This is a genomic window from Moorena sp. SIO3B2, assembly GCF_010692525.1.
GTDB lineage: Bacteria > Cyanobacteriota > Cyanobacteriia > Cyanobacteriales > Coleofasciculaceae > Moorena > Moorena producens.
Genome location: NZ_JAAHHE010000675.1, coordinates 1 through 2,329, shown reverse-complemented (window position 1 = coordinate 2,329; position 2,329 = coordinate 1). Strand labels below are relative to the sequence as shown.

2 protein-coding genes and 1 pseudogene are annotated in these 2,329 nt (G+C 42.2%); 2 read left to right on the top strand and 1 reads right to left on the bottom strand.

The window, feature by feature from the left end; translation table 11 throughout:
• Together F6K38_RS39690 and F6K38_RS39685 are read left to right on the top strand one after the other, a co-directional pair.
• On the top strand, positions 1–1,346 hold a 1,346-nt coding region (locus F6K38_RS39690; RefSeq protein WP_287360388.1), incomplete at its 5' end, for a lipase family alpha/beta hydrolase.
• A gap of 322 nt (positions 1,347–1,668) precedes the next feature.
• Positions 1,669–2,037, top strand: a complete 369-nt coding sequence (locus tag F6K38_RS39685; protein ID WP_008184817.1) for a translation initiation factor — start codon at positions 1,669–1,671, stop codon at positions 2,035–2,037.
• 97 nt (positions 2,038–2,134) lie between these two features.
• Here F6K38_RS39685 and F6K38_RS39680 read toward each other — a convergent pair.
• Positions 2,135–2,329 (bottom strand): annotated as a pseudogene (locus F6K38_RS39680) (hypothetical protein); the annotation flags it as partial.

The following is a 2,329-nucleotide window of genomic DNA, read 5'->3' as shown; positions in this document are numbered from 1 at the left end:
AAAAAAGATATTTTTCAGGGGATAAAGTAGTCATAAACCCAGAGATGTCAGAATACTTTTTGGAGTCTATCAAAGAGCCTTGGCGCTCTATTTGGGTATTTCGCTACTATGACCTAAAAGAGCGTAAATTTGACACCTATGGTAATGCCTTGGTGCGTCTGATCTACTTAATTCGTGAACTAACGGCGAATCAAGCAGGTGTTAAACCTAAGGTTAACATCATCGCCCATTCTATGGGTGGATTAATCGCTCGTGAAGCAGTTCAAGTAACCTATCCCAGCCTTGGTCTTAAGGCTGAAGACTACATCAATAAAATTATCACTTTGGGCACTCCTCACCAAGGCATTACCTTCCAAATTTTAGAAGATTGGCTGGGGTTTGGGGGAGAACTAGGTGCTCAAGAAGAATTAGAGCGCTTTAATCTCAAAAATCAAAGTAAGCTCAACAACCCCTATTCGTTCCAAAATTTTGAGAAACACTTTCCCTTAGAACGACTTTTAACTATTGTTGGCACCAACTATAAGTCTTACAATTTGCGACAAGCCTCCTTTCTCAACCGCGTTTTCTCCCCGAGATATGAGTTTGGTTCTAACTATAACCGTAGTGATGGCTTAGTTAAGCAATTCTCTGCCCAAATTCCTGGGGCACCCCGTACCTTTATCCACAAATCCCACGGTGGTTTCGACTCCGTGATTACTTCCCGAGAAGCATTTGAAGTAGCAACGCGCTTTTTCTTTGGGAATGTGCGATCGCGTTTACGTTTTGTCAACGGCCAAATCACTCGGGGTAAGGATTGGTTTGGCAAAAGTGAGTTCTTTCTGGGAGTATCCATTAAACCCCGTCTGGTGGATTTTGAACTGTTCCACCAGAGTGAGGCTGCGGAAAACTGCTATGGTCCGTTTATTAAAGAGGATTTGACCGACGAAAAGCCAGCATTTCCTTGGGCAGATGGCAAAAATCTGATCTGGGAAGGGTACTTGAATACCATATCGATTCTAGAGGATGAGAGCATCCCAGCCCAAGAGAAAGACATGGTCTTACGGCTGGACTTTTACGTCGGTGAGCGGGATTTGTTAGGTCTTGGTTTCTCTGACAATGTCATCTTCCGCAAACAATACTATATTCGGGTTCTGATTGCCAAGACACCCATAGAACTCTACCTCCATAGCGATGAAAAATTTTCTCAGCCAGATTTTACCGCCAATCCCGCTGATAAGATGAAAGAAGTGGATGGTGCCTGGGAATTTCAAGTGCAAGACACTGGATTTGAAGGAACCTTCCAGATCGAAATTGATTGTCTTCCTGAACAGGGACATCCAGAACCGTTCCTTTCCGGGATAGAGTAATGGGTAATGGTTAATTAGTAATGGGTAATGGGTAATTGGTAGTTGATGATTACCGATTACCGATTACCCTGACCCAAAAATCCAGCCACTATTTGGTAAGTGATTGTAAGCTATCAGCGTGTCGCGTATCAGCTTATGCGCTACTTGAGGTGCTACTTGAGGTAGTTATGGGCTATGGGCAAGCTACACCGAACAGCTTTTGAATAAAACCGGTAAGCATTGGTTTATCTCTGTTACGGAAAGCTGACGGCTGACCACTGACGGCTGAATGCTTACAAGTAATTAACCGGAATTGTAAATAGATTGATACTAGATTTAACCAATGGCTTCATCAAAATCAAAACGCAATGCTTCTGACTCCAAAACCTCTGGCAATCGAACTGTCTACCAGGAATTTGGCACTAGCAACGACGCTGCAGTGGAACGACCGATTCAGGAACTTCCCCCAAATCAGCAAGATTTGCGGGTACAGGCATCACGGAAGGGACGTAAGGGAAAAACCGTTACAGTAATTAGTGGATTTCAATCATCACCAGAAACCTTAACCAAGTTACTTAAACAGCTGAAAGGCCAATGTGGTAGTGGTGGTACAGTTAAAGATAATACTATTGAAATTCAAGGAAATCATACTGATAAACTAGTGCAAATAATGATTAAACTGGGCTACAAAGCTAAAGTTAGTGGTGGTTAATGGTATAAGATAAAATAAACCTGGATGTTTAAACACGGATAAACGGATAACCTAATCTTAGGTTATCCGTTTGAATTACTAATTTTAATGACTAAATTTAAATTACTAGTTTGGTAATCCTTAAAACATCGTGATCGGAACGAAGATAGGGAACTGAGGTACTTCTGAATCCAGTAACAAAGGGTCGATGATACAACTTCCAATAAATGGGACTCAGGTCATGAGCGATCGCTTTTAGGGCTTTGAGTTCTTCTGCTAGTTCCGCTGCCAGTTCATTAATCCGTTCAGCGTG